The sequence below is a fragment of the Sutcliffiella horikoshii genome, assembly GCF_044809035.1.
Classification (GTDB): Bacteria; Bacillota; Bacilli; order Bacillales; family Bacillaceae_I; genus Sutcliffiella_A; species Sutcliffiella_A horikoshii_G.
The window spans coordinates 203,000-229,419 of sequence record NZ_CP085237.1 but is presented as its reverse complement, the minus strand read 5'-3'; the positions used below and the strand labels follow the sequence as shown (position 1 = coordinate 229,419).

26 protein-coding genes are annotated in these 26,420 nt (G+C 41.3%); 9 read left to right on the top strand and 17 right to left on the bottom strand.

The genetic code is table 11. The features are described from left to right. The first annotated feature begins 14 nt into the window (after positions 1-14). Complete coding sequence (locus LG307_RS01260; protein ID WP_404447123.1) at positions 15-776, top strand: HAAS domain-containing protein; 762 nt, start codon at positions 15-17, stop codon at positions 774-776. A 40-nt stretch (positions 777-816) separates the two neighbouring features. Here the strand turns inward: LG307_RS01260 and LG307_RS01255 are convergent, their stop codons facing one another. The 4 genes from LG307_RS01255 to LG307_RS01240 form a co-directional block, all read right to left on the bottom strand. Continuing rightward, positions 817-1,266, bottom strand: a complete 450-nt coding sequence (locus LG307_RS01255; protein WP_404447121.1) for an SRPBCC family protein — start codon at positions 1,264-1,266, stop codon at positions 817-819. Then, complete coding sequence (locus LG307_RS01250) at positions 1,263-1,610, bottom strand: MerR family transcriptional regulator (RefSeq protein ID WP_404447118.1); 348 nt, start codon at positions 1,608-1,610, stop codon at positions 1,263-1,265. Before LG307_RS01250 ends, LG307_RS01255 begins: the two co-directional genes overlap by 4 nt. A gap of 172 nt (positions 1,611-1,782) precedes the next feature. After that, positions 1,783-2,193, bottom strand: coding sequence for a hypothetical protein (locus tag LG307_RS01245; RefSeq protein WP_404447116.1), 411 nt, complete (start codon positions 2,191-2,193; stop codon positions 1,783-1,785). Positions 2,194-2,534: 341 nt separating this feature from the next. Next, the gene (locus LG307_RS01240) at positions 2,535-3,701 is read right to left on the bottom strand and encodes an FtsW/RodA/SpoVE family cell cycle protein (protein ID WP_404447113.1); all 1,167 of its coding nucleotides are present in this window, start codon (positions 3,699-3,701) and stop codon (positions 2,535-2,537) included. Positions 3,702-3,906: 205 nt separating this feature from the next. On the opposite strand from LG307_RS01240, the gene LG307_RS01235 reads away from it, so the two are divergent. Next, the gene (locus LG307_RS01235) at positions 3,907-5,136 is read left to right on the top strand and encodes a hemolysin family protein (RefSeq protein ID WP_404447111.1); all 1,230 of its coding nucleotides are present in this window, start codon (positions 3,907-3,909) and stop codon (positions 5,134-5,136) included. Positions 5,137-5,192: 56 nt separating this feature from the next. On the opposite strand, the gene LG307_RS01230 is transcribed toward LG307_RS01235, so the two are convergent. Together LG307_RS01230 and LG307_RS01225 are read right to left on the bottom strand one after the other, a co-directional pair. Beyond that, the gene (locus LG307_RS01230; RefSeq protein ID WP_404450348.1) at positions 5,193-6,515 is read right to left on the bottom strand and encodes a hemolysin family protein; all 1,323 of its coding nucleotides are present in this window, start codon (positions 6,513-6,515) and stop codon (positions 5,193-5,195) included. A gap of 433 nt (positions 6,516-6,948) precedes the next feature. Then, positions 6,949-7,713 carry a MerR family transcriptional regulator gene (locus tag LG307_RS01225; protein WP_404447108.1) on the bottom strand — a complete coding sequence of 255 codons (765 nt, stop codon included), beginning with the start codon at positions 7,711-7,713 and terminating at the stop codon, positions 6,949-6,951. A 263-nt stretch (positions 7,714-7,976) separates the two neighbouring features. Here LG307_RS01225 and LG307_RS01220 point away from each other — a divergent pair, with 263 nt between their 5' ends. Further along, positions 7,977-9,539: a glycoside hydrolase family 10 protein gene (locus LG307_RS01220; RefSeq protein ID WP_404447106.1), complete on the top strand. Its 1,563-nt coding sequence runs from the start codon at positions 7,977-7,979 to the stop codon at positions 9,537-9,539. 65 nt (positions 9,540-9,604) lie between these two features. Here LG307_RS01220 and LG307_RS01215 read toward each other — a convergent pair whose 3' ends face one another. Both LG307_RS01215 and LG307_RS01210 read right to left on the bottom strand, forming a co-directional pair. Beyond that, positions 9,605-9,919 (bottom strand): YbjQ family protein, encoded by a 315-nt coding sequence (locus LG307_RS01215; RefSeq protein ID WP_404447103.1) that lies wholly within the window; start codon positions 9,917-9,919, stop codon positions 9,605-9,607. Next, positions 9,900-10,106: a hypothetical protein gene (locus tag LG307_RS01210; protein ID WP_404447101.1), complete on the bottom strand. Its 207-nt coding sequence runs from the start codon at positions 10,104-10,106 to the stop codon at positions 9,900-9,902. The genes LG307_RS01215 and LG307_RS01210 overlap by 20 nt, the downstream gene beginning before the upstream one ends. Positions 10,107-10,255: 149 nt before the next feature. Here LG307_RS01210 and LG307_RS01205 point away from each other — a divergent pair, with 149 nt between their 5' ends. Further along, on the top strand, positions 10,256-10,915 hold the full coding sequence (locus tag LG307_RS01205) for a spore coat protein (protein ID WP_404447098.1): 660 nt from the start codon (positions 10,256-10,258) through the stop codon (positions 10,913-10,915). Positions 10,916-10,972: 57 nt separating this feature from the next. Here the strand turns inward: LG307_RS01205 and LG307_RS01200 are convergent, their stop codons facing one another. Next, positions 10,973-11,776 (bottom strand): cytochrome c oxidase assembly protein, encoded by an 804-nt coding sequence (locus LG307_RS01200; RefSeq protein ID WP_404447095.1) that lies wholly within the window; start codon positions 11,774-11,776, stop codon positions 10,973-10,975. Next, positions 11,773-12,255, bottom strand: a complete 483-nt coding sequence (locus LG307_RS01195; RefSeq protein ID WP_404447092.1) for a DUF2243 domain-containing protein — start codon at positions 12,253-12,255, stop codon at positions 11,773-11,775. The genes LG307_RS01200 and LG307_RS01195 overlap by 4 nt, the downstream gene beginning before the upstream one ends. A 276-nt stretch (positions 12,256-12,531) precedes the next feature. Between LG307_RS01195 and LG307_RS01190 the strand changes: the two genes are divergently transcribed. After that, positions 12,532-13,389: a manganese catalase family protein gene (locus tag LG307_RS01190; RefSeq protein ID WP_404447089.1), complete on the top strand. Its 858-nt coding sequence runs from the start codon at positions 12,532-12,534 to the stop codon at positions 13,387-13,389. Positions 13,390-13,513: 124 nt separating this feature from the next. Here LG307_RS01190 and LG307_RS01185 read toward each other — a convergent pair whose 3' ends face one another. The 5 genes from LG307_RS01185 to LG307_RS01165 form a co-directional block, all read right to left on the bottom strand. Further along, the gene (locus LG307_RS01185) at positions 13,514-14,338 is read right to left on the bottom strand and encodes a DUF2935 domain-containing protein (protein ID WP_404447087.1); all 825 of its coding nucleotides are present in this window, start codon (positions 14,336-14,338) and stop codon (positions 13,514-13,516) included. A gap of 98 nt (positions 14,339-14,436) precedes the next feature. Further along, positions 14,437-15,612: a Ger(x)C family spore germination protein gene (locus tag LG307_RS01180; protein WP_404447084.1), complete on the bottom strand. Its 1,176-nt coding sequence runs from the start codon at positions 15,610-15,612 to the stop codon at positions 14,437-14,439. Then, positions 15,609-17,066, bottom strand: coding sequence for a spore germination protein (locus LG307_RS01175; RefSeq protein WP_404447081.1), 1,458 nt, complete (start codon positions 17,064-17,066; stop codon positions 15,609-15,611). Before LG307_RS01175 ends, LG307_RS01180 begins: the two co-directional genes overlap by 4 nt. After that, complete coding sequence (locus LG307_RS01170; RefSeq protein ID WP_404447079.1) at positions 17,063-18,145, bottom strand: endospore germination permease; 1,083 nt, start codon at positions 18,143-18,145, stop codon at positions 17,063-17,065. The genes LG307_RS01175 and LG307_RS01170 overlap by 4 nt, the downstream gene beginning before the upstream one ends. A 114-nt stretch (positions 18,146-18,259) precedes the next feature. Beyond that, on the bottom strand, positions 18,260-18,934 hold the full coding sequence (locus LG307_RS01165; RefSeq protein WP_404447076.1) for a YdeI/OmpD-associated family protein: 675 nt from the start codon (positions 18,932-18,934) through the stop codon (positions 18,260-18,262). A 284-nt stretch (positions 18,935-19,218) separates the two neighbouring features. On the opposite strand from LG307_RS01165, the gene LG307_RS01160 reads away from it, so the two are divergent. Together LG307_RS01160 and LG307_RS01155 are read left to right on the top strand one after the other, a co-directional pair. Further along, the gene (locus tag LG307_RS01160; RefSeq protein WP_404447074.1) at positions 19,219-20,928 is read left to right on the top strand and encodes a glutamine--tRNA ligase/YqeY domain fusion protein; all 1,710 of its coding nucleotides are present in this window, start codon (positions 19,219-19,221) and stop codon (positions 20,926-20,928) included. 282 nt (positions 20,929-21,210) lie between these two features. Continuing rightward, positions 21,211-22,170: a nuclease-related domain-containing protein gene (locus LG307_RS01155; RefSeq protein WP_404447071.1), complete on the top strand. Its 960-nt coding sequence runs from the start codon at positions 21,211-21,213 to the stop codon at positions 22,168-22,170. A gap of 56 nt (positions 22,171-22,226) precedes the next feature. On the opposite strand, the gene LG307_RS01150 is transcribed toward LG307_RS01155, so the two are convergent. Beyond that, positions 22,227-22,424 carry a hypothetical protein gene (locus LG307_RS01150; protein ID WP_404447068.1) on the bottom strand — a complete coding sequence of 66 codons (198 nt, stop codon included), beginning with the start codon at positions 22,422-22,424 and terminating at the stop codon, positions 22,227-22,229. 670 nt (positions 22,425-23,094) lie between these two features. On the opposite strand from LG307_RS01150, the gene LG307_RS01145 reads away from it, so the two are divergent. Next, on the top strand, positions 23,095-23,367 hold the full coding sequence (locus LG307_RS01145) for a hypothetical protein (RefSeq protein ID WP_404447066.1): 273 nt from the start codon (positions 23,095-23,097) through the stop codon (positions 23,365-23,367). A 284-nt stretch (positions 23,368-23,651) separates the two neighbouring features. Beyond that, entirely contained in the window at positions 23,652-25,838 is a 2,187-nt protein-coding gene (gene katG, locus LG307_RS01140; RefSeq protein ID WP_404447064.1) for a catalase/peroxidase HPI, read from the top strand. Positions 25,839-25,885: 47 nt separating this feature from the next. Here katG and LG307_RS01135 read toward each other — a convergent pair whose 3' ends face one another. Further along, positions 25,886-26,344 carry a GNAT family N-acetyltransferase gene (locus tag LG307_RS01135; RefSeq protein ID WP_404447062.1) on the bottom strand — a complete coding sequence of 153 codons (459 nt, stop codon included), beginning with the start codon at positions 26,342-26,344 and terminating at the stop codon, positions 25,886-25,888. Positions 26,345-26,420 lie beyond the last annotated feature (76 nt).

The window sequence follows — 26,420 nt, the reverse complement described above, 5'->3', positions numbered from 1 at the left end:
AAGGAGCACAACAAATGGACCAATTACCTTTATCTAAAAAGAGCCAGACATTTATCGAAAACTTACGAATCTACCTTTTTTCTTGTGGCAAAAAGACAAATGAAATTGATGAGATAACCAATGAGCTAGAAGTGCATCTATACGAGGCGGAAAAAGAGAATAAGAGTGTCGATCACATCATTGGAAGCTCTCCGAAAGAATACATGGAGCAGATCTCAGGCGAAATGGCCTTTGATGTACGGGGCTGGGCTAAGTATGTTCCCATCATCATTCTTGGAGCTTTTTCCGGGATCGTTCTAAAGGACATCGTCTTTGGCGGGTTTCAATACTCGCTGGTGGAGCTGATTGGTTACCCGCTAGTGTGTATCATCCTGATTCTGGCCTATATGGGGACCCTCAGGCATATCGCTAGCCATACCTTTTCCAAGTCAAAGGAGTTCTTTTTCTTTGGTTTGGCGAGCTTTCTATCAATGGCATTGTTCTTAGGAGTAATGTTCCTGCCAAATTATATCGAGTCACCGATCATTATTCTTGGGTATTACGGCAACCTGATTGTCGCAAGTATGGCCATCTCGTTTTTGATTGGGGTATCTATTTGGAGTAAGACAATTGTGTCGATTGTTCTACCAGTCATCTATATTGTTCCGGAATATTTGATGGGCTTTACCGACTTATCGGCAGAAAATCAACTATGGATCAGCAGTCTTATCATGTATGCATTAATCGGAGCATTTTTATTCTTCGAGATCAAGAGGACATCCACCTCTGCAAAATAAAACTGGGAGCTGCGCGTTTTTAATAGCGTCAGCTCCCATTCTATTTCATCGCTTCCGTTTCCACACGGTCCATGTACTCCTGCACAACTTTGTTGTTGCTCTTCTCGCTGCCAAGCTTCAACATCGCCCGCCCTACAAAATTGACACCCTTATTATGACCGGCATAAATGAAGCGTGTATGCGTCTCATCTACCTTTTCCAGCGTAAAAGACAAATTGATTTCAAATGCCTTTCCGAGTACAAAAGCTATTTGTTTATGTTTCCTGTCGGGCTTGTCCTCATAAGCCAGCGTCTCCACGATATACGTTTCCACCCGCTTCCCTTCCCGATATGTTTGCCGGTGTTTGGCACCTGCCTCTGTTTCTGTTTTTTCTATCAGCGTGTGCTCCTCTACTTTCGGCATGGTTCTTGTGATGTTCTTGTCTAGGAACAGCTCCCAAACTTTTTCAATAGGGACAGATATTACTCGTTCTTCCTTCCACTGAATCATTGGTTTTTTGTCTCCTTTCCTGACGCCAAGAAGGCATCGATTTCTTCTGTTTTTTGTTGCAGCTCTTCCATTTGGAGCCGTATGGTCTCTTTCTTTTGAATAAGTAGGTCTTCAAGGTGTTGGAAAGATTCATCCTCCATAACCGAAATCATCTCCTGGATGGTGAATCCGAAGCTCCTAAGTTTCACTAAAAGCAGCGCCAGAAAATAACTGCCATCGTCGTAGTACCGGTAGTTATTGTTGGGATCGATAAAGGCGGGCTCGATCAGCTTCACTTCCGCATAATAGCGAAGAGTTTCCTTGCTGAGCCCGGTCATCTCGGAAAATTCACTGACTTTGTACATTTCTTGCCCTCCTTTGTTTAGTTTAAACTGTGTGGTGCACCACAAGGTCAATGGGGAATTTTGATTTTGGTGTTTTAGAGTAAACCAAAAAGATAAAACCTAGTTACCAAAAGCCCACTTTTTTAAAAAAACACCCAAGTGCAGCGACTAGCGCCTTCTTAGGTGTTCATCATCACTCCTGGTCTTTCAACTCGACTAAGGTATACTCCTCAGTATCCAAATCATATTCAAAAGAAATCGTATACTCTTTTCCGACCTCAAACTGGCCACAGAATGTTTCTGCGTCCTCTTCGCTCGCCGCTTCATAATGATAAGTCAGTCCATCATAATCCTGTTCCGTTACCGAACATCGATATGCACCGTTCTCATCCTCTGTCACCGCCACGCTCTCCACCGTAATTCGCTCATCACCTGAAGCCGAAGGGATATACGTGTACATCACAAACGTAGTTATGAGCAGCACCGTCCCAACCACAAGCGAAATGCGCCCTTTCTTCTTTTCAGATCTCACAAGCGTCGTGAACACACCGAATCCGATCAGACCAAAACTGATTGCAAATAAAACCAAACCAAATATATACATCTCTGAACCCCCGTTTCTATTCTCTACTTCCCATTATATATCAGACAACCAGTATCATTCATACTTTTTCATGGAGCGTCTTCTTTAAAGGCTTTACTAGCTTTACTAGAAGTATATTAGCTTTATCCCAAAATACTTATGAATGAAGGCTATTTTGTTGTCACCAAGGTCTTCGTACCGACCATGAGGACTTCTCTACTCCTTTTTCCTCTTCACCGAGGTCTTCATACAGACTATGAAGAATTACCCTGAAGACCCTCCCGAAATTCGATTATTGTCTAATTTCATAAACATAAAAAAAGCAGATGGAGTCACCCACCTGCTTTTTCACTTTATTTATATCATTCAAAAAAATACTTCCTAGTCCTCATCTGCACGTTCATCACAATTCCGACTGCGATCATATACGTTAGAAGCGAGCTCCCTCCGTAACTGAAAAACGGCAATGGAATTCCTGTAATCGGAAGTAGTCCGATGGTCATGCCGATATTTTGGAACACTTGGAAGGTCAGCATGCCGATTACTCCCGCGCATAGATAGGTGCCGTATGTATCGTGGCATTCCATGGCGATGAAGGTAATTTTATAGATCAGAAAGAAGAACAGGGAGATAACAACCGTGGCCCCCATAAAGCCAAATTGGCTGGCGATGGCAGCAAAGATAAAGTCTGTGTGTGCTTCTGGCAGGTAGACATTCATCTCGCCGTATCCTGAGCCTGTGTACTCACCGGACCCGATGGCAAGCAGGGACCGGACCAGCTGAAAGCCTTGAACGTCCTGGTATTCATAGGGATTCAACCAGCCGTAGAAACGGTCCAATTGATATTCCGGGATGAGATAGGTATGGAAGAACGTTGGGTGGGCAATGAAAATATATAAGAATAATGCAATGAATCCTATCGCTGCACCGACAAGCGAGAGAATGATACTCCATTTAATTCCAGAAACCAGGATCATGGCAGCAATGATTGCACAATAAACAAGCGTTGTACCCATATCCGGCTGTTTTGCTACTAAGAATAACGGAATGCTTGATGCTGCGATTATTTTCCCAAGTAAAATGTAGCTGTCGCGCAATGTTGCTACTTCAAACTGTGCTCGATGGTCGGCAATGATTTTACTCAAGACTAAAATAATGGATATTTTCATCAATTCGGATGGTTGGATATTACCAAGACCCGGCAACGTGTACCAACTTGTTGCACCTTTTATCGTACTGACAAGGGAAGACGGGACATTAAATTCTAGGCCCAGCAACAATACCACTCCAAGGCCATACGTGATCCAAGCCAGGTTTCTTAAGTAGTCAAAATGAATTAACAACGAAACCCCGATGCCAATTGCTCCTACGACAAACCACATCAGCTGTTTTTCCATGAAGTTAATATTTTGTAGTACTGGCGGCAGCGTAGGTTCTACACTCTTCAAAGCAAAAAGGCTTGCAACTACCATAATCCCCATAAGAAAAATCAACGTGGTATCCAACTGAGGTTTATAGTCTTTTTCCACTGTTTTCTCTCCATTCTCTACTTAAACTTTTTCTTTTTGTATGGTTTATATTATTATTTAAATTACTGATATGTCTAATAATAGAATAACCTATAAAGCATATTAGAGAAAAACATAAAGGTCAATCCATAAAATTATGGATAATGCATGTGAAGGTGGAAAAAGGGGAAATTAGTACTAACTTATCTTAGGAGGAATACATACTTTGTTTATTGCTATTGCGTTTTTCTTATTCATGTCTTTTTTCTTGTCGGGAAGTGAAACAGCCCTGACAGCTGTTAACAGGATGAAAATTCAAATACGAGCAGAAAACGGGGATCTTGCTGCTCAAAAACTGTTGAAACTGATTGAACGCCCTGACCAGTTTATTACCGCTATTTTAATCGGAAATAACATTGCCAACATCATGTTGCCGACACTTGTGACACTTATTGCCATTAGTTATGATTGGAATGTTGGGGTGGCTACTGCTGTCTTGACCGTAGTTTTAATTATATTTGCAGAGGTTTTACCGAAATCAATCGCAGCAACTTTTGCCAATAAAGTAGCTTTTATTGTTGCGCCTGTCATTTCCATCATTCTTTTTGTTCTGAAGCCTCTGATTTTTTTACTGTCCATTCTGACTAACTTTATCATCCGCCTTCTTTCTAAAGGGATGGTCCAAGAGGCGACACTTTCCAAGGAAGAGCTTAGAACGATGGTGGATATCGGCCGCACGGAGGGTACATTTTACGAGGAAGAATCGCAGCATATTCTCGGTGCCATCGATTTTTATACCAAGGATGTCCGTGATGCGTTGAAGACACCGAGGATTGAGATTCACGGGTTGCCTTGTGATATTACTTTTGAAGACGCGAGAAGCTTTGTCATGGATAGCAGTTATACACGTTATCCTGTCTACAAGGATAATATGGATAACATTATCGGCGTGTTTCATGCTAAATTTTTGTTGAATTGGTCTTTGAGACCGGACTTAGAGATTAAGGACTTCATGGACACCAATCCACTGTTTGTAGCAGAATCTACTTCGATTGAAAAAGTGTTTAAGATGATGCTCAAAGAGAAAAAACATATGGCGGTTGTTATTGATGAATATGGCGGAACGACAGGAATCATCAGCCATGAGGATATTATTGAAGCCATGATTGGGCAGGAAATTGAGGATGAGACGGATGAATCCGGGGAAATTCTAATTGAAGAATTAACGGACACTCAAATCATCTGTCACGGAAAAATTGCCATCCGACGCTTTAATGAAGTGTTCAAAACAAAGGTACCTGAAGAAGAGGACACGGTTGCAGGGTTTCTTTTCAAAGAGCTTGGTCATATTCCAACAGAGGGTGACTCCCTTGAGTATCATCACCTCCACTTTGACATTTTGAAGATGGATGATAATATCATTAAGCAAGTGAAGGTAAAGAAAAAAGCTAAATAAACTAAAAAAGGGTGCCGCACTCTCACTAAGGAAGAGCGGCACCCTTTCACTATTTATTACGATTGATGCTTGGATAATGCATTTAACTTAAGACCAACCTGCTTGACCTGGTGGTTATCCATTTCAAGTACTGTCCAAATGTTTTCACCATGTTCTATATGTTTATCGTTTTCATCTTCAAGGTCCTGCAGCATTACCTGCATCCAGCCGCCGATAGTATCAATTTCTTCCTTCTCATCAAATGTTACCCCGAATTGATGTTCAATATCTGTCAACAGGACAAGGCCATTTATATGATATAGGTCTGTTTCAATTTGTTGAATATCTGGCACTTCATCTGCATCGAACTCATCACGGATTTCCCCTACTATTTCCTCAAGGATATCTTCCATCGTAATGATACCTGCAGTACCACCGTATTCATCAATGACTAGTGCGATATGAACTTGTTCTTCCTGCATTTTTAATAATGCATCTTGCAGGGAGGTCACCTCATGAATTAGCGGAAGCTCGTGAAGGAAGTCTTTCATCTCCCCTGCTCTACCCGCAGCGAAGTTTGTAAGCATTTCCTTTACGTTCACAAATCCGAGAATATTATCTTTATCCCCAACCTCTGTAACAGGGTATCGGGTGTACTGGTGTTCATCCAATACGTTAATGATCTCTTCTCTGGACATGCTATTAGATAAAGTGACGATTTGCACACGCGGAATCATAATGTCCCTTGCGACTCTTTCGTCAAAAGTGAATATATTTTCCATGTAGGATAGTTCTGTTTGATTAATTTCTCCACTTTCAAAGCTTTGCGTCATAATGATTTTAAGCTCTTCTTCTGAGTGGGCCTGCTCATGACTTGCTGGTTGTACCCCGAACATGCGAAGTAATAATCGAGCTGAACCGTTCAATGTCCAGATTAATGGGTACATCAGCTTACCGAACCAGTATAATGGTCTAGCAAGAAGCAAAGTCATTTTTTCTGCAAATTGAATCGCCAACGTTTTTGGTGCAAGCTCGCCGACTACTACGTGCAAGAACGTTACAATAGAGAATGCAATCACAAACGAGACTACAGTAGCAACGGACTCTGCTACCCCAAAGTTTTCAAATAAAGGGTATAAAAGTCTTTCCACGGTTGGCTTTCCTAACCAACCAAGACCTAATGCTGTTACCGTAATACCAAGCTGACACGCGGACAAGTAATAATCCAGATCGGCAATCAGCTTTTTTGCCACTACCGCTGTCTTATTTCCTTCTGTAATCAATTGATCAATACGGGACATACGCACTTTTACCACTGCGAATTCAGAACCAACGAAGAATGCTGTCAAACCGATTAACAAAGCCACTAAAAGTAAGTTAATGATTAATATACTGTCAATATCCAATTGTTTCCCTCAAAAGAGGGATTCACCTCCGAAAAATTTCACTTATATTTTTTGTCTTTACCTTTAACTATTCCACATAATTTTAGATTAGAACTCTCCCCCTATCCGAATAAAAAAAAACCTCGCCCAAAAATCAGGTAGAGGTTTTGTTTGTAAAGTTTATAGAACCTATACCTAAATGGCAAAGGTCTCGCAAACAACATGTAACATGTTGCCAGTTAAGCCGGTGACTTTTCTTGTCACGGATTGACGACATAACTGTCAGCTACTCCCCTTTGGAGTATTATAAGCTCTTTATCAGAGCGATAGCTTAAACTCATAAACTATCAAGAAAAATTTTATTATAGTTTCGTTGTAAAGTCAATATCTGTAGATTAATAGAAAATCCCGGCTCCCTTTGAAAGGAGTCGGAATCGGGTATTTGTTACTATTTTTTCATCCCTGTGTAAATGTAGATGGCATCCCGCAGGAACTCAGCAGTACCAGGCTGTTCTTTATCATAGAAAGCAGTAAATCGCTCGTCATCGACATACATTTGGGCAAGCCCTGCGTGTGCTTCCTTAGAGTAGGAATCCCAGTAAAATCCTAACCACTGACGGTGCAAGTCTGCCGCTTTTTGTGCAAGTTCTCCAGCAGGATCTCCGGTTTTGAATGCTTCGTTTAAAACTTTCAGCACCTCTTCCCCAAGCTTTTCGCCCTGTTCGTATTGATCCTTTGACATGCCTTTCAACTTGGCATTGGATTTATCGATTGTCTCGTTTCCGTATTTTGCTCGTACTTCCTCGCCGTATCTCGCTTCGTTTTCATCTATTCTATTCTGCTTGAATGCTTCAAATTTCTCTTTGTCACTCATGTCCATTCTCCCTTCCTTTGCAGCTAGGGTCCGGTCCACACTTTCGATAAGGCCCTCTAGCCGCTTTTGCTTTGTCAGAAGCTTGTCACGGTGTTCTTTAAGTGCCTCGACTTCATTAAAGGCTGGAGCGTTGATGATTTTTTGGATGCTTTCGAGATCTAGTTCGAGCTCTCGGTAAAAAAGGATTTGCTGCAGCCTATCCACTTCCTCCTGCCCGTAGATACGATACCCTGAAGCAGTCATTCTCGCCGGCTTGAGAATTCCAATTTCATCATAATAACGCAGCGTCCTGCCTGTCACCCCAGCCAATTTTGCTAACTTTTGTACAGTGTATTCCACCTTTGATCACCTCCTGACAAACATAGTGTACACCTTGACGTAGCGTAAAGGTAAATAGGTTTTTTCAAAAAATAAGTCAAAATAACCAGCTTATAAGTTTGAATATTCTGCTTTTTAATACTTTGGTCTTATATCCCATATTTGTCATTGCTTTTATAATGAAAACAGAAGTAATATTTCAATTTTTATGTAAACTATTGAAATTTTATTTCACTATTTTGTAAGCGTTTACTAAAAACGAAACAGAAAGCGAGGGGCTACAAATGAAATTTGGACAAGCATGTAAGTACATAATAATCACCGTCTTATTATTCTCCTTCACTCTTCCTCTTTTTACAACGAAAGGGAGTGCCGAAATGACGCAGCAACCAAAGCATGAAATGAGGGCAGCCTGGATTGCCACTGTTCAGAACATTGACGTGAAAGCTGGCATGAACGAAGCAGATTATACAGCATGGGTAGAACAGACGCTTGATTTTCTAAAAGGTAAGAACTTTAACACCATCATTTATCAAGTAAAACCTACAGCAGATGCTTTTTATCCGTCTGAAATTGATCCTTGGTCTAAATATGTGACCGGTAAAGCACAAGGAACGGATCCTGGATATGATCCCCTTCAAATCATGATCGAAGAATCTCATGCACGTGGCATTGAAGTGCACGCATGGGTGAATCCATACCGTGTGACGATGCCTTTTGAAACGTTAGAAAGCCTATCAGAGGAGAATGTCGCAAAAGAACATCCAGAGTGGGTGGTTAAATATGGTCCGCAATACTATTTAAATCCTGGTATTCAAGGAGTGCAGGACTATCTACTTTCAACTGTCGAGGAGCTTGTAACAAACTATGACATTGAAGCGGTTCATATGGATGATTACTTTTATCCATATCGCAGAGCTGGAGAGGAATTCCCCGATCAAGCCCAATATGAAGCAGACCCGCGCGGCTTTGATAATATCGAGGACTGGAGACGCGATAACGTAAATAACCTTGTGTCTGCCATCAATGACACGATTAAAGAAACAAAGAGCTGGGTACAGTTTGGAATCTCCCCATTTGGTGTGTGGAGAAATATAGCGATGGACCCGACAGGAAGCAAAACGCAAGCTGGCCAAACAAACTATGATGATCTTTACGCCGATACAAGACAATGGATTAAGGACGGCAGCATCGACTATATTACACCGCAAATCTACTGGTCCCGCGGTTTTGCAGTAGCCGACTACTCCATCCTGCTTGACTGGTGGAGCAATGAAGTCGAAGAATATGCTGATAACCATCCGGTGAACCTGTATATCGGAACAGCGGACTACAAGGTTGGAGACAACTTTGACCAGAACTGGTATGACCCATACGAGCTACCTGGTCAGATTCTGGATAATCGCCAAGATGATAACACGCAGGGGCAGATGCATTTCTCCCTTAGACAAATCATCAAAAATAACCTTGGTTATGCAGACATATTGACGAACGAAATCTATACGGAGCCTGCACTCGTTCCTGCAACTCCGTGGAACGGAGATAAGCTTCCGCAAAAACCAAATACAGTGAAAGCTAACAAAACAGACGGAGGCATCACTCTTACAATTGATGATAAAAAGCATTCGGATGCAAGGAAATATGTCATTTACCGTTTCGACGGAATGAAAGAAGGAGATTATAACAACCCTGCGAATATCGTGGATGTTGTTTATTCTACAGAGGGTGTGACCACTTATGTGGACAACACTGTAGAGGAAGGAAAACGCTACACATATGGCGTGACCTCTGTTTCCAATACTGGAGTGGAAAGCAAGGATGCAAAGACTGTGAAAGTTGTAAAATAAAGATAACGTAAAAAAGCGCTTGGTTAGCTATGCTATGTAGCCTGCCAAGCGTTTTCCCTTTATTTCTATTCCACCGTTACCGCCGTTCCATAGGCGATAATCTCGGATGCATTCGTCATTACGCTCGAGGTCTCGAGACGTACACAAATGATGGCGTTCGCCCCTTTGCTCTTCGCATCCTCCACCATCCGGCCGATTGCTTTTTGACGCGCCTCCTGCATCATTTCGGAGTATTCCTTAATCTCGCCGCCGACAATCGTCTTTAATCCCGCCAAAATATCCTTTCCGATATGCTTCGACTGCACCGTGCTACCTTTCACAAACCCCTTCAAGCCCAGAATCTTTTTCCCAGGTACAGACTCAGTAGTCACTATAATCATTTTTATCATCCTCCTCTTTTTCCTTGGCCCGCTCCGCAATCAATACAATAAAAAGTGCAATAATGGCAATCACATAGAATATGTAAAACAGTATGCCTAGCCAAATATTGACGACTAGCAGGGCAACACCGACCAGTTGCCCCAATATAGCTACAAGTAATAGCACCTTCTTTAGGGTTTCAATCATCTTTATCCCTCCACCATTACTATTCACCGCCTAAGAAGAAACTCCTGTACACCAATGAAAGTATATTTTTCCGTCTTCGTTTTCATACATGTTTGGGACAAATTTGCTCATTCTAAGAGGGAATGTCATTTTAAGGAGAGATGAAGAAGATGCAAAATCAACCCAACCAACAAGGGCAAAATATGAATCAAAATCAGATGCCACCTAACATGAATATGAATATGGCTGGCACACAAACCCCTTCTACCAATCACGGTGGGCATGAGTTATACGACGCACATGAAGTGATTGCCGGCATCATCAGTATGCTCGACCAATACCAAATGTACGAACAGCACATCCAGGATCCTGCACTAAAAGATATCCTGACTAGACAAACCGCTTTTGTTACCCAAATGTACAACACCATCGTGGAAAGTTTCCGTACCGGCCAAAAGCCGTCCGTTTCCACACAAGTCTATAAAATGACCCAAACACATGACGTAGTATATGGTATCACACCGTCACAACCGAAAAAGCCAAACCAATCCGTTAATGAGCTTGCTGACAAAGGGCTTTCGGCTTATATGCTTGGACAAACAAAGGGGCTTGCGACGCTGCTTGCCATGACGGCGCTTGAAATGACTAACCCCGTGCTGCGCCGCGTTGTTGCCGACAGTGTGCCAAACTTTATTGAAATGAGCTATGAGATTTTCCTATATCAAAATAAACACGGTTATTATCAGGTACCACAGCTCGCTATGCAGGATATGAATGCGATGCTGCAAAGTTATACAACCGTACCGAATCAGGGGAATATGCCTCACTAAACTCAAAGAAGCCAAGGAGGAAAGTTCTCCATGGCTTCTTTTTCCAATCATTACTTCTTACCCTTTTAAAGCTACCTCGCCAAGTGCTTTAGGACGTGTAGCTTTATACCATTGAAGGCACAGGATGAAAAGGATGATACCATCAATCAAATCGCCTCCATAATACATAATCATGCTGCCTCTTTCCGCTTGGTCTATCGGCACCCCAAAAGGTGGCCGGGAATAGATGAATTTCGATAGAATTCCGTGTCCTGCAAGTGCTAGAATGAAAATGATGGCACGATAACGGTAGCTTCTTCTATGTGCTGTGGGGTCAATATAAATCATCGAAATAGTAAATAAATACCCTGCCAGGAACACATGAAGATGCACAAAGAGATACAGCCCTACATGTTGATGCATGTTTTCATACAACGAGGTTGTATATATAACCCATAATCCTCCGACATTCAAAACAGTTGCAACAACCGGATTTGTAACGACCGAGATAGGTTTACTCTTTAGGAACCTTGTTAACTTTCTGGAAGCATTGACGCTGAGAGTCCTCATTAGCAGGGTCATAGGTGCCGACAAAGCGATCAATAGCGGCGCCAACATACCTAATAAGAGATGTGCATACATATGATAGGAGAAGTCCACATGTGCCCTTTCTGCAATCGGACCTACCAAAGCACTTACCGCAAAGATAATCCCACCAATAAACAGCAAAGTCCGCTTGAGCGGCCATTTTGTATAAATTTGATTGGATAGTTTCACTGCTACTGTATATAAAAGTAGAGCCAATAAAAAAGGAAACACTAGGAGCTGACTAGTCCAATCACCTAGCTCTGCTTGATGGTGGATATGGGTGAGTACGTTCATGATGTAACCTCTTTGGAACAATGCCTATTATTCGTTTTAATAGTTAAAATTACACCTACCACTATCATGGCCACAGCAATCAAGTTCCAAATGACGTCATAGATTATTACATTATCTACATATCGAATTTGGTGAATTCGCATGATTTTGTGTTGAATGATTCCATCATATAATTGAAAAACACCCGCCCCTAAATAAATCCCACCTATCCACCTTTTCCATAAAAGCGAGTTCCTCCTCCTTAAATCAGCAAATAAAAATAAACCACCAATCGTTGCAAACCAACTGAGTGCATGAAATAAACCATCAGATACTAAACCAATACTTGTGGTCGACTTGTCATAAAAATGATGCCAGTGAAGCAATTGGTGAAAGATTGTTTCATCTATAAAGGCAACCATCCCTAAACCAAAGAGAATCCCAGACCATAAATTTCGTTTATTATAATTTGATGTTTCCCCATTCACGTCAACTCTCAACTCCCATCCCTTAAAAATAGACCTTCTTTCATAATTTCCCTAAAAGAAGACGTATAATCAAATTCTTACTCTTTTCTATCTATATTTCAGTGTAGGAAATTAGGGCAAAAAAACGGTGAGAATGGAATCCCATCGGCTTTTCTAGGGGGTATTAACATTATAATTTATTCCCTATTCTTTAAAATTACTTATATCACAAATATAGGAAAACGTTGGAATAATAATCATACCAACTTGGCAATATAAATGAGAACTTACTTGGAAGGTGATGTGTATATGTATTTTTATAAAGAAGACTTAATTAATATGATTGTACCGGATAAACCTGATCCACATGCGGCAAAGGTTCTTCAAGAAGCACTTGGAGGACAATTTGGGGAAATGAGAACCATGATGCAATTCTCATTCCAAAGTGCCAATTTCAGGGGAAAAGCGAAACAATACCGTGACTTAATAAGAGGGGTTTTTCTTGAAGAGCTTAGTCATGTTGAGCTTGTCCAATCAACCATTAATCAACTTTTAAACGAATCCGGTGGAGAGCTACCCGGGAATCAAGCTTCTGACGGAGCTCCATTAGATGATGTCATACAATCTGGCGCAAACCCTCACCATTATATTATGGGTGCAAAAGCTTCTCTGCCAGTAGACGCAGGTGGCAATCCATGGAACGGATCGTGGGTATATGATCACGGAAACCTTGTAGCAAACCTACTTAATAATGTGGCATTAGAATCTACTGGTGTGTTGCAGAAATCCAGAATTTACGAAATGAGCAACAATAAAACACTTAGGGAAACAATCGCATTCTTGATTGTACGGGATAATGCCCACCAAAATGCATTCGCTAAAGCATTAGAAACCCTTGGCGTTGATTGGGGTAAAATTTTCCCAATTCCAAATTATGATATTAACAAATACCCGGAGTGCCGAAAATATGTTGAGATGGGGTTCCATAATGCCCAATTCAACTTCCGCCTTGACGATACGCGGATTGGAGAAGTATTTCAAGGCACATCCCCAAGCAGAAATGGCGGAGAGCTTTCCATAATAGCTCCTCCACAAGGCTATCCGGTTCCTGAAATGCCCGATATGCCAAATGAACATGCACCAGGCCTTTTTGATCTCAAAAATTGAACCATAGAAGAACAACGCGACCTAGTCTATTCTTGGTCGCGTTTGTTATTCTGTAGCTTCAGGTATGAAAAGTAGCTTTTATAAAAAGTTCGTGCCAAAACCATTTACAAGTTACCATCACCAATCAGTTCCTCAAAGTAGGCTTCGTCAACTTACAAGCCGGATAGCTGATGGAAGGTGCGTAATAGGACAACTTTCTCATAAAATAGCAGGATTCCGGAAAATGGTGTTCGAGAAATCGCAGTGTACTTTGATTAATGAGCTCGTCATTTAAATAAAGCTCCAGCACTTCCGCTACCAAATTATTAAACTTCACCACTTCTACCGACACTTCCTTTGCAAACCTCATCTGTGCAGGAAAGCCCGGTTCTGCGAAATGGAGATAGCCTTCCATCATGTCATTTTTCACAATGAACTGCGAGAACTTCCCTCTCACATGATTGGCCCGTTCCACCAGTGCGAACTCCACGCCATCCAACATCCTCAATAACAAAGAGGCATGCCCCAGTTGGTCATCCAGCCACATGCTTAATAACTCTACGAGAGTGAGTGCTGGATAGTCTTTGCCTTGGACATAACTTTCCAAGACCCTTAAGTACTCCCTGTTTTCCAAAAGCGTCCCGTTCAGGTAGGTTGGGGTCAAATTCAAATTTACCTTATTGAAGAGTCTTAAGTTTAATAGGTTCCCTTCAAACAAGTAGTATTTGTACGCCACCTCATTTGCCATTTCTGAAAGCCTGATCATCGGCCTCGAATCCACAGGGGCATCTTTTGGAACCTTCCTCAGCTCCTGCTCCACTTTTCCAAAAGTTTCAATAAATGTTTCAGCCTGCTTGACCCACTTCTTTTCTTCCGGTGATAGATAATCTCTTATAAAATAGGCGTGGTCTTTTAAGATACCAAGCCAGAATTCATGTTCTTCCCATGGGGTAATCGGTTCATAGCTCATTCTGTCCCCCTCCTCTTAATACAACTTATTTATTGGAAGAGGTTTTCATGATAAATAAAAGCGCAGCCTACTTGAAATAAACAGCGCTTTTTTAGGATTCAATTTATATCTTCCATATTAATGGTACGGTTTTTGAGCGCACCAGAATGAATGACTTTGACATTTAAATCGATCTCGTCCAATAACCCTTCTGATAAAATAGATCCTCCATCCTCCATACTAGACTTCCACTTCTTGTTCTTGTTCCTAAACAGGATATGCTCCAAGCGGAAAAAATCCGTATTATCCTTTACTCCTAGTTTGTATAACTCCTTAATTTCCTTATGTATGTCTTCCTTCAAATTTGCTTCCATTTCTTTTAAATTTAAAATTTTATTCGCATCTCTATTTGCTATGACTCCCTCCAGAGAAACCTTTACGTCAAAGCGCGGGGGTCCCATACCTTCAAGTGGTTTAATATCAACCTCATTTTTTTCGAACACAATGTTAAAATCTGGCTCTCCTTCATTATCCCTTACTTGTATTCCAGCTCTCTCCGTCTCTGTGGAAAGCCAACGAAGCCCTTTAAGGACTTCAAGGGTATAGAATCCTTTGAATTCTTTGTTTTTCAAAAAAAAGGCCCCGTCTATTTCAAGTTTTGCATCAGGTTTCATATTATGGAACCAGTGTTTCTCATTAATACTGATTGATGGTAGATATGTGGTAAGGGCCGGTTCATATAATTCTCGTACAAATTGTTGAAGTTTTATTGGACGGATATTGGAATTCTGTTCATAGGTACCTAAAGGGCGATGTAAAACAGTTGCTAAAGCTGATTGATCGAAGAAGCTTGTGGTGGAAAAGACCTCCTTGATGGGTGCGCTAGTTCCAAAAATCCACGTAGTTAACCGAAGCTCATAATATCTTGTCAATACATCAAAAATATGATGAAACCCTTCTTCCAATGCGGTTTCACTTACTAGTATCGTATTAACATGTGCCCAAAGGAGCCTTTCCTGTGAAGTATTATATGCAAGGGAGAGTGCTTCATCGAATGTTTTGCCTTTTGTTTCTGAGACCCATACAGAAGGCTCACTACTACTGCTACCATTCCCTCCTTGGGAACTGAAACTAATCAATTGAATATAGCCTATATACTCATCATCTTTGAAATCTACTCCTATAGCAGTGACATAGTTTAGATTCTGAACCTCTTTGATATCAGAGCAGCTTGTTAGAAAAAAAAGGGTCATTACCAGAAATCCTTTCAGTATGATTTGAAGAATTGCTCTCATTCTTTTTGACTCTCTTTCTGCTGTAACATTGGTGCGTCAAACTGACGATTCTTAAACGGGTTAACAAGCAAAGCTGATAAAATATCCTTGAAACTTAACGTGGAAATGGGTTCTAGATAACCCACCTTAAAGGACTCCAATCGAGCTAAGTAAAACAAGATACTAAACAACCCTATAAATACCCCATAGATACCCAAAAACACGCCTAACAGCATAATGTAAATTCGCAAAACACTTACGGTCCCAGTCAGTGATTGGTTCACCAATGTGAAGGTCGCTACAGCCGTCAAAGCAACCACCACAATCATTGTGGCAGATGCCAAACCAGCCCGTATAGCAGCGTCCCCTATAATCAATCCCCCTACTATTGCAACCGTCTGTCCCACTGCTTTTGGCATTCTGATTCCAGCCTCTCTCAGAAGTTCAAACAGCCCAAGTATAAAGAACGCTTCCAAGCCTAATGGTATCGGTAGCCCTTCTCTTGATAAGGAAACGGTATTTAAGAGTTGAAAAGGGAGCTGATCCACGTTTACAGCAGATATGGCAATCCAAAAACCTGGTAGCATAACCGCTATAAAAAAACCTATAATTCGAAATATCCGTTGAAAGGCCACAGTATGATAAGGAAAGTGAATATCCTCAGGTGATTTTAACAAAACAAAAACATTATTTGGTCCAATCAATATCATCGGTGAACCATCTACTATGACAATAAACCTTCCCCTCAATATACACTCCACCGCAAAGTCAGGGCGCCCGATATAATCAAATAACGGAAATAAAGAAAAGGTACGATTTGATAACCATTGCTCCAGCTGCCCACTGCTGACCAAGCTTTCTGTTTCCATTTGTTCGAGCCTACTTCTTACCTCACTCAACATCTCCTTATTCACTCTATCATCCAGATACAGTAGAGAAACTGCTGTTTTACTTAGCTTCCCAATTTCAAAGTTCTCATTAAATAAATAAGGAGATTTCAATCTTTTACGGATAAGGGCTATGTTGATGAACAACTCTTCAGTAAAGCCGTCCTTTGGCCCTTTAATGGAAATCTCTGTATTAGATTCGGAGGGTTCCCTTTTGGGCACATCAGCAAGTTCGAAAGCTAGAAAGTAATTACTGGGATGAAGATATACAATAAAATACCCGGAGAAAACTTTATCGATTAATCCACTCATGGAATTGACTTTTTCCATTGGCGGCAATTCGTTCTCAGCAACAGCTTCCTCCCCATCTTGAACATATTGGATTATAGAATGAAAATACTTATTCACTTGGCTTATATCCACCATTCCAACACAATAAAAAGCGGAAAGATTTCTATATTTTTCTTCCAACGAAATGAAGTAAACGTCGGCATAATTCTTAAAATATACTTTCAATTCCTCATTTAGAAGGTTGTGTTCTATTAGATTGGTATCCAAAGTTTCCAAGCTTGATGATGCATGCTTCATATAGTCTCTGTTCCTTTCATTTTTTGCGGAATAACGCTTATTACAAGCAACCCTAAGGTCAGGATTATTCCAACCAGCAGTAGCCCGGGGTAAAAATAATTACCAATCGCTTTTTGCATCCAAAGATCACTTATTGGCAATATTCCTACAAAAAATAAACACGAGGAAGCTGTCCAGAATACGATAGACTTCACCTTCTTTGATGTAAAACCGATATCTTTAAGGAAATACAAACATAAAGCAACCCTAATTACCGAACCGGATATTAGCTGAAAAACCGCAAAAAAATCTAAATGGGAAACATGTTCCCCAAGCTCTACCAGACGCCATTGTTCCAATGCAGGAAAGCGTAAAACCGCTGCAACATTTGGGCCAAACGAAGCAATTGCCCCAAGTAAAGGCCCAAGAATAAGTCCAATTAAAATGGTAACCAAAAGCAGAAGTTGCCAGAGCACAAACCTCTTACTTAAATATTGTTGCAAAAGCAGTATCAGCAGAATATCCACACTGCCTCCAAGCACAACAGTAATACCGCTAATTATCGGAGAACTTCCGTTCACAAGGATCGGAAACATATAAGAGTAATCCTTATTTACAATGGTTGAAAATGCGACAAAGTAGCCAAGAATCCATACAATTGGCAATAAGAATGTAGCACTGTATACAATTGTCTTTAAATTTGAACTAGCCCCCCATACACATAATAGAAGGAAAGGAAGAACTACGATCCATTGTGGGGTTAGAGGAAGAAAGTATATCTTAATGGATGTAATAAAATCATAAAATGATATAAAAGCAATGATGGAAATATGTAAGAAATAGATGAACATGATACTGGCGGAAACAACTCTTCCCGCTCTTTTAGTAATCCAGGTAGAAAGCTTCATATTTTGTTTATTTCGAGACATGATGAAAAATAGAACCATTCCCCAAATCAGCAGGATGCCATACCCCGCCAACACACATACCCACGCATCGCGCTTTGCTACAAATAATAGATGAGGCAACATAAGCACATGATTAGAAATCCCGATAAACAGAATGATGACAAAGGATAGTTGTAGCCGGGAAAAAGTCATGGTGTTTCCTCTCTTTCAACGAATGTTAGTATTTAGTAGTATGAGTGGAAACACCTTAATTATTCAAAAACTCAAAGTAAAAACCGCATTCTCCATGTAGAATGCGGCTTCCTATTACTTCTTACTTCTCCTATATAAATCCATCGATTTATGGCCCTCATCAATGATTGCCACCATCTCGTGCAGTCTCTTCTCTTGCGTCTCCGCTCTTTTGGCACTATAGACATAACGGGCCCAATCCTTTTGGTAGCCATATGTCAGATCATTGTATTTTTCCAATACCGCTTCATTATTTTTCAAGAAGCTTTTGATGTCATCAATGTGAGCGATATAATCATCTACACATTGGCTCTTTGTGCTTGTCTTCTTGGTTAATTTCTTAGGGGCAGATTTTAGCCCCACTACCGTAAAGACCTCGTTCAGGCTGACCATTCTTGAAAATTTAAGGGCGCTGTTTGGCAGATACTTTTCCTCGTCAAGATTCAGGTCGGCGTAAAATTTGTCCCGCTCCATATATTCCGGGTAAACTGAATTCCCTTTTTTCGGATAGGCGACATACATATAGCCGTTATCAGAAAGCAACTGCTTTTCATTAATGATCTGAACGTATTGGTTGAAATCATCCATGGAGAACATGAATAAGAAAATCACATCATACTTGTCCTTTTTTATAGAAGTATCAAAGTCCAACCCTTCAAACTCCCCTACACCTTCAGGCAACTGTAAAAATAAACGGTTCTTATACTTTTGCAGATTCAATTTATCAACAATGGTTTTTTCAGCATTCATCCCTCTTGCATCCCCCTCTGTTTTTTTACATTTCTTACTACTATTATAACAATATCGTGCATTGGCAAACCGTGTTTGTAAAAGGTTGACGTTTCTTTTCACTCCACCTGTTCTTCTTACTTATGAATATTAACTTTGCACTTGTTTAATCTCCCCCTTCCCCTCTTATAAGCTTTTGCGCTTGCCATTTCTTGTGTTACAATATTGACTATCATAAATGTGGGGAAAAAAGCTCAAACAGCCCGCTCTCCCCCGGCATTCTTATATAAGGAAGGTTGAAAAACTTGGAACATAACCCAGCAAACTCGAATTTTATTCGAAATATCATAAAAGAGGACCTGGAATCAGGCAAGCGCAACCATGTCATCACCCGCTTCCCTCCAGAGCCAAACGGTTACCTACATATCGGACACGCAAAATCCATCGTCATCAACTTTGATCTGGCTGACGAGTTCAACGGAAAAACGAACCTGCGCTTTGACGACACCAACCCTTTAAAAGAAGACGTTGAATATGTTAACTCCATTAAAGAGGACGTAAAATGGCTTGGCTATGATTGGGACGGACTATTCTTTGCTTCTGATTACTTTGAAGAGATGTACAATCGCGCAGTTCTTTTAATCAAAAAAGGCAAAGCGTATGTGGATGACCTTTCTGCTGATGAAATCCGTGCTTACCGTGGGACTCTGAAAGAGCCAGGTAAAGACAGCCCATACCGCGAGCGTTCTGTGGAAGAGAACCTTGACCTATTCGAGCGCATGCGCAAAGGCGAATTCGGCAACGGAGAAAAAGTGCTTCGTGCAAAAATTGACATGAAGTCACCGAACATTAACCTGCGCGACCCTGTCATCTACCGCATTTCTCATGCAACCCATCACAACACAGGAGAAAAATGGTGCATCTACCCAATGTATGCCTTCGCACACCCGATCGAGGATGCGATTGAAGATGTAACTCATTCTATCTGTACAGTGGAGTTTGAGGACCAACGTCCATTATATAACTGGGTTGTAGAGGAAACCGAAATGACTGGAACTCCGCAGCAAATCGAGTTTGGCCGTTTGAACATCACCAATGCCGTAATGAGTAAGCGTAAGCTGCGCAAGCTTGTGGAAGAAGGAATTGTTGACGGCTGGGACGACCCTCGTATGCCGACGATTTCCGGACTGCGCCGTAAAGGTTACACACCAGAGGCAATCCGCTCATTCGTTCGTGAAACAGGTGTATCCAAAGGTTCCGGTTTCGTTGACTCGCAAATGCTAGATCACTTTGTGCGTGAAGATCTGAAATTGAAGTCCCCTCGTACGATGGGTGTTGTTCGTCCATTGAAGGTGGTTATCACGAACTACCCAGAAGGACAAGTGGAAATGCTGGATGCGGAAATTAACCCAGAAAATCCGGAAATGGGAACAAGGCAAATTCCATTCTCCCGCGAGATCTATATCGAGCAAGAGGATTTCATGGAAGATCCACCGAAAAAATACTTCCGCCTCTTCCCTGGCAATGAAGTTCGCCTGAAGCATGCTTACTTCATTAAGTGTGAGGATTTTGTTAAGGATGCGGACGGCAATGTGGTGGAAATTCACTGTACGTATGATCCGGAAACGAAGAGCGGCTCTGGTTTCACTGGCCGTAAAGTAAAGGGTACCTTGCACTGGGTAGAAGCAACGCAAGCGGTTCCTGCTGAGTTCCGTTTGTTCGAACCTTTACTTTTAGATGAGGAGCCTGAGTCTGAAGTGGAAGCTGAAGTGGCAGATGTTGCTGGCACGGAAGAAGAAACTGCTGTAGTGGAGAAATCCTTCCTTGATCATGTAAACCCGAATTCCATGAAAGTGTTGAATGGATTTGTGGAAGATAACATGAAGGGTGTGGAGCCTCAGGAGAAATTCCAATTCTTCCGCCACGGTTACTTTAATGTGGATCCAAAGCATACGACTGCTGATAAGCTTGTGTTTAATGAGATTGTGTCGTTGAAGAGTTCGTTTAAGTTATAGAGTTGTTTGGTTGAAGGTTGATGGCCCCCGTTGTGTGAACGGGGGTTTTTTTATTGGTTGGGTGGCGTGGCCACTATCACGGCGCAAAATTTGACGAAGTTTGTCGAATGGCATTTATATGGCCTAAAGTCGCTTATAAAACGAAAAAGTCGCTCATAAATTTAAAAGTTGGCTTATAAAATCAAAACTTGGACAATAAATTAACAACTTACCTGTCCCTTGCAGGAAATCATCGCCCGAAAATCGAAGTAAGGAGAGAATATTAACGAAAAGGAGCCTACAATGATAAAAAAAGACAGAGAAAAGCCACTCAGGTTGCTCGCACATGAAGCAGCAATGCGAAGAGTCCCCAAAACCCATCCAAAACACCCTCAAATTGAACAAGAATTCTACCGTTTACACTATGGATACAAAGGTGAACAAGCAATGGATTACTTTTCATCCTTCCTGCCCCATGAAGACTATAAAGTGTTGCACGGCCTCAGGATTCCGGACACTAAAGGGCGACACTTCCAGATGGACTCACTCCTTATCTCCCCTACTCATTGCCTCATATTAGATTCCAAGTATGTTTCAGGAAAAATGGAGTTTGATGAAGATACCGGAAGTCTGATCCGTCACAATGAAACAGGACAAGAAAGACTTGGAGACCCCTTTGCACAGCTAGCCCGTCACAAAATTCAACTCTCCTCTATCATCCAAGACCTTAAATTGCCCCGATTACCTATCTATACTCAAATCGTCATAACACATAAAAATGCTACCTTATTAAAAAAATCTCCCATCATCTTGAAGAATGTAGTCTTCCACACAAATCTCCCAACAAGAATAAAAGACATTGATAACATTCAAACACACACATACTTTTCAAATAAGGAAACTAACAAACTTGTGAAAACACTATTGAAAATCCATAAAGATGAGGATTTCAACTTGATGGATTACTATGGACTTTCTTCTTCTGAGTTTATTAGAGGAGTGATTTGCCGTAATTGCTCCCATGCCCCTATGCAGAAATCTTATCAAAAGTGGTATTGTTTTAAATGTGGGAGTACAGAAAAGAAGCCACTGCAGCATACGATTAAGGACTATCCTTTGCTTGGGCTCGGCAACAATATAACGAATAAATCATTTAGAGAGTTTGTATGTCTTAACTCAACGAGTATTGCTTCCAAAGAGCTTCAGGTATTAAACCTCCCTCATAAAGGCAACAAAAAAGCCCGCATTTACTTTATCAAATAGAAAATACGAAAAACCCCCGTGGAGATAACCTCCCGGGGGTCTTTTAACATTGCATGCTACACAAACCATCTCAAATAAACTATAAATCCAACTATGATAACGACAAACAACGCGATATAAATATACGTGAGTCGTCTTACATTCCCCTCCGATTTCTTCTGATAGTCCTGATCCCCTTTTCCTGCTACCTGAAGTGTTGCAAACAGCCCGCCAACCAAAACTAGCACTCCTAAAACACCTAACACTAACATCATATGCTCTCTCTCCATTCGGAACTTCTATATATATTGAACGGTAGCCTAAAAATAAAGTTTTTTCAACTAAACTAGCTTATTTTTCAATTAATCATCGCGCCATATCGGTGGATTGTAACTTTTGATAGAGTTATTGTAACTATTTCGGCGATGATAGTGACTTTTCAGAGGTTATTGTAACTTTTCGACGGATTATTGTGATAAACGTAATTTCTATTCCTCCCTCACTAGTCCTAAACTCCCATTCAGCAAGCCCCCACTATGCGCTATACTGATAAAATACATTATTTCACATTTTTTCAGTTTAATTTATTCCAAATTAAGGTGTAAAACAAAAGGGAATCTCGGTACATAGTATTAGATTTTAAGAGAGGACAAGGACAAAGTTATGCAAGAAGAAAACAATAATAAAAGATGTAGGGAATGAAAAAAGAGAAAAGATAGATTGGAAGAAACCTAGTATTCTGCTATTCATCATAATAGCTCTAGTTGGTGCGATGAATTATTACTTTTACCACACCTATCAACTTCCCTTTTGGCCAAACTTTTTTAAAGGCATAGTTGGGCTTACCATTACTGGGGCTATTGTATTCATCATTGCGATCATCAATATTATTGTTAGCATCATTCATAAAGGAGCACCAAAATCTTTTCATGACCCCAAAGCGGTATGGGCCTTTGCTGGTATATTTTTTTCGTAAAAAATTACTTAGAGGAAGTAAAAGAGGTACAGGTCAGGATACGTGCACTGAATGCAGATAAGGAAGATCTAAAAGTTGTCGATTCTAACATCATGACCCTTGCTGCAGGAGAACTGAGACTAGTGGAAACAGAGGAAACCAACGATAAAACAAGTATCTGGAGTAAATCTACCTTTGAAACAGAGTACCAAACTTATTTTTACGAATATATATACAGGTTCAGAGACCCTTCTGAAAATTAAATATTTCTAAACGGAAAGCCAATCTTGCAATAGCGATTGGCTTTTTCTAATGAAATATAGGTATTAAATTCCAATAAAATGGAATCTTAATAATTGGCAACATGCTACTACACTTTTAATTTCAGAATATTTTCAAAAATACCAGCATATTTCTTTTTATTCTGTTGATTATTTATTATAATTATAATGTAAGAATTGATGTTGTCTCATTTTGTGGTTTCGTACGTTGTAAGGCAAGGTAGAATGCTATTTACTCTTCTCAAAACAGAAAGGGGAAAAGATGTATGGACAATGAGAACGTTGGAAAGTGCCCGTTTACGGGGGAAAGTAGTTCAGAAAAACCAATTAGAGGAACAAAAAACAAGGACTGGTGGCCGAATCAACTAGATTTGAATGTGCTTCACCAGCATGACATGAAGACAAACCCACTAGGGGAAGATTTTAATTATGCAGAAGAATTTCAAAAAATCGATTATGCAGGCCTGAAAGAGGACTTACATAATCTTATGACAGACAGCCAAGACTGGTGGCCGGCGGACTATGGTCATTATGGACCGTTCTTCATCCGTATGAGCTGGCATGCAGCAGGTACATATCGTCAAGTAGATGGACGCGGAGGCGGCGGAAGTGGTTCTCAGCGTTTTGCACCGTTGAACAGTTGGCCTGATAACGGAAACTTGGACAAGGCACGTCGTCTGCTTTGGCCGATTAAAAAGAAATATGGCAACAAGCTTTCATGGGCAGACTTGCTTGTGTTTGCAGGAAATGTGGCGATTGAATCCATGGGCGGTAAAACAATTGGGTTCGGGGGAGGCCGTGAAGATATTTGGCACCCTGAAGAAGACGTAAACTGGGGTCCGGAGAAGGAATGGCTTGGCGACAACCGTTATTCCGGTGAGCGTGACCTGGAAAATCCACTTGCTGCCGTGCAAATGGGCTTGATCTACGTTAATCCAGAAGGACCAAACGGCGAACCGGATCCGAAGAAAAGTGCATTCGATATCCGAGATACATTCAAACGGATGGGCATGAATGATGAGGAAACCGTGGCATTGACTGCCGGTGGACATACATTCGGAAAAGCCCATGGCGCGGGTGACCCTTCTCATGTAACGGAAGAACCAGAAGGGGCGGGCCTTGAACACCAAGGTTTCGGTTGGAAGAGCAGCCATGAAACCGGTCACGGGGCATTCACGATCACTAGTGGAATCGAAGGAGCTTGGACGCCAACGCCTACTAAATGGGATATGAGCTATTTCGATTTATTATTCGGGTATGAGTGGGAGCTGACGAAAAGTCCAGCTGGCGCCTACCAATGGGCACCAATTGATCCAGATGAAGAGCATTTAGCTCCAGACGCTCACGATCCATCTAAAAAAGTTAAAACGATGATGACCACTGCGGACATGGCGATGCGCATGGACCCAGAATATGAAAAGATTTCTCGCCGCTTCCATCAAAATCCGGATGAGTTTGCCGATGCCTTCGCACGCGCATGGTTCAAGCTGCTCCACCGTGATATGGGACCTCGCGACAGATATTTAGGACCTGAAGTGCCTGAAGAAGAATTCATTTGGCAGGATCCGGTTCCTAAAGTTGAATATTCATTAACTGATGCAGAGATTGAGGATCTCAAAGCTAAACTATTAAATTGCGGTCTCTCTGTCAGTGAGCTTGTGAAGACTGCGTGGGCATCTGCCAGCACATACCGTCATTCGGACAAGCGTGGGGGCGCAAATGGAGCGCGCGTTCGCCTCTCCCCTCAAAAGGACTGGGAAGCTAACGAGCCAGAACAGCTTGCAAAAGCCTTAAATGTATTAGAAGACCTGCAGCATAACCTGGACAAGAACGTCAGCCTTGCCGATTTAATCGTACTTGGTGGTAGTGCAGCCGTTGAAAAAGCTGCCAAGGATGCCGGCTTTGATGTAAAAGTTCCGTTCACACCAGGTCGCGGTGATGCCACTCAGGATCAAACCGACGAAGAAAACTTCGAAGTGCTGGAGCCTGTATCCGATGCATTCCGCAATTACCATAAGAAGGACTACTCCTTAAAACCTGAAGAGTTCATGGTAGACAAAGCTCAGCTTATGGATCTATCTGCGAAGGAATTGACTGTTCTTATCGGAGGCTTACGTGTCCTTGGTGCGAACCATGGTGATACCAAGCATGGCGTATTCACGGAGAAAGTCGGTACGCTCACGAACGATTTCTTCTTGACCCTGCTTGATATGGGTGTCGAGTGGAAGCCGGTAGAAGGTGAAGGCTACTACGAGGCACGTGATCGCCAAACAGGTGAACTTGTACGTACTGCTACAAGAGTAGACTTAGTATTTGGTTCCCACTCCGTCCTTCGTGCGCTTGTTGAAGTGTACGCCCAAGACGACAGCCAAGAAAAGTTTGTGAAAGACTTTGTGGCTGCCTGGGTGAAAGTGATGGATGCAGACCGTTATGATGTAAAAGTGAAAAAATAATACAAAAAAAGCCAGATGAGGATTAACCCCTTCAACTGGCTTTTCTTTTATTTAGCGGTCTTTTTTTCATAAAGCTTAATCGAGCCACCATCCGGTCCATAAACAATCCCGCTATTTTCCCAGCCGTATCTCTCATAATAGTTTTCTAAATCTGTCGTTAAGTAAAGGTTCTCATACCCTTCTTTTGCCGCCACGCTTAACCCGTGATCCAAAAGCTGGGCACCTATCCCCTTCCCTCTATGCTCATCCGCCACATAAAGGCATGCCAACCATGGACACAAGTCCTGACGGCTATTTATATCATTTCTTAAAATTGCATATGTACCAATAATCTTACCTTCTTCAACTGCCACATAAAACCGTGGTATATCAGAAGAAGTTGTTGCAGAATGGAGAATCGCATCTTCGTAAAATTTGAAGTTTGACTCACTTCCCCACTGTTGCCAAAAAACTTGGATTGCCTTTTCCAATAGTTGATTTTTACTTCTTAGTTCGATAATTTCCATTGTTATGCTCCGTTCCCTTTATACTTTTTGATATACCAAATTTCGCTTTAGAGGAAACGATATCCTGCCTCTTTAT